Here is a 1,667-nt window from a genome sequence, read left to right as displayed (position 1 = left end):
GCTGCCGCGCGCGCCTCCTGGTAGTCGACGCCTTCGAGCACGACCACCTGGCCGTAGCTGCGCGTCGCGTCGATCTTGGCAATCGCGGCCGTCGTCGGCATCACTATCGTCGCGCTCACGGACGCGCGAGTGGCGGCGTAGGCGAGCGCTGGCCCATGATTACCGGCGCTCGCCGCGACGACCCCGCGCGACTTTTGCTCGTCGGTGAGCGTGGCGAGCCGGTTGTAGGCGCCGCGGATTTTGAAGGAGCCGGTCTTCTGCAGATTTTCGGGCTTGATGAACACGTGCGCGTCGAGAATTCGGTCGAGCGTCGTGCTGCGAATCAGTGGAGTTGGCTTGATGATGCCCGCGAGACGGCGGCGCGCGTCGTCGATTTGTTGGGGAAGCAACGAACGGGCGGATTGCATCGGACTGACTAGCGATGAGCAGGCGGAGTGAATTGGCGCGGTACTGCAGGACCGAATGACTCGCCGTCGAAGTCGATCTGCGTGCACGCACCGGTCTTGTAGTCGAGATCGAGCAGGACGTTGCGAATCGCGCGGCGTTTGACCGACGCGATCAGGCCGGCGACCGCTTGATGATCGTCAGTCAAAATGGCGGCGACTTCGGCGGCGTCGAGATTGCTGATCCGGCAGAACTCGCTAGCTTTGTCTTCGTTCGAAAACGCCAGCACTCCAGCCCAAGTCGCGCCTTTTTCCTGGAAGACGATCAGCGCGCCCGCGGAATCGAGGAGCAGATGCAACTCTTTGGGGACCGAGGAACTCACGCGCCTTCGACCGTGAGCTTGCCCGTGCGAATTGCCGCCGCGCGCTCACGGACGAGCGCCGGATAGGTGTAGTAGTGGTCGCCGCGCAGGTGCAGGAACGAATCGATGTCAACGTCATCGAGCTCCAGCTCGGCGATCGCACGCTCGGCAGATTTGCGGTCGGGAGATTTGATGATCGAATCGTAGAGCGCGCGGCCTTGTGCGGACTGGAAGTCCTCGCGCGGCGGCAGGCCGTCGTCGCCGAGTTTGCCGGCGTGAAAGTTGTCGAGGATGAAGCGCAACGCCTTCAGCTCGTGGCGCAGGATGTCGATTGGTTTCAGCGAATCGCGTGGCATACTCGCGATCCTATCGCCGCGAGTTGTCTTGATTCAATCAGTCGCCCTTGATCAAACGATGGATCGCGCTCAGGTGGCGCTGCGAGTCGCGCTTGCGGCCCGCCGCCTCGTACATCTCGGCGGCGTTGCGATGCGCCTCGACGTTGGCGGGATCGCATTCGAGCGTCCGCTGAAAACTCAGCAGCGCGTTCTGATACTCTTCTTTTTTTCGATAGAGCAGGCCAAGCTTCAGATGCACCTCGGCGCTGGCGGGAACGATCGCGGCCGCGCCGAGCAGATGGCGCAGCGCGCCGGCCAAATCGCCCTCGCGCTCGAGCAGAGTGGCCAGGCGCAGGTGCGCCTCGAAGTTGCCGGGCTCGCGGCCGATCAGTTCGCTGTAGATGGTGAGCGCCTTAAGCGGATCCTCGTCGGCAACCCGCCGCGCCTCTTCGAAACGCTCGCGCACGCGCGCGGGCCCAAAGCTTTCTTCGACCTTGCCGGGATGATAGCTCCGTTCGAAGTCGAAGATCAGCTGCCCGGTCTCCGCTTCGATGAGCGACGGTCCGTCGCGCACTACGATACGGCCT

General features: G+C 63.5%; 4 protein-coding genes. All 4 read right to left on the bottom strand.

All coding sequences use genetic code 11. The features are described from left to right. On the bottom strand, positions 1-407 hold a 407-nt coding region (locus VIW95_RS17220), incomplete at its 3' end, for a threonine ammonia-lyase (protein ID WP_331588854.1). A gap of 8 nt (positions 408-415) precedes the next feature. Then, a complete protein-coding gene (locus VIW95_RS17215; protein WP_331588852.1) occupies positions 416-766 on the bottom strand; it encodes a hypothetical protein in 351 nt (116 codons plus the stop codon). Next, complete coding sequence (locus tag VIW95_RS17210) at positions 763-1,101, bottom strand: hypothetical protein (protein ID WP_331588850.1); 339 nt, start codon at positions 1,099-1,101, stop codon at positions 763-765. Before VIW95_RS17210 ends, VIW95_RS17215 begins: the two co-directional genes overlap by 4 nt. Before the next feature lie 37 nt (positions 1,102-1,138). Then, a partial coding sequence (locus VIW95_RS17205; protein ID WP_331588848.1) for a tetratricopeptide repeat protein occupies positions 1,139-1,667 on the bottom strand: 529 nt, incomplete at its 5' end.

It is taken from the genome of Binatus sp. (SeqCode), from assembly GCF_036522015.1.
Classification (GTDB): Bacteria; Desulfobacterota; Binatia; order Binatales; family Binataceae; genus Binatus.
Note: the sequence above shows the minus strand (reverse complement) of the source record. Positions and strands in the feature narration are given on the sequence as shown.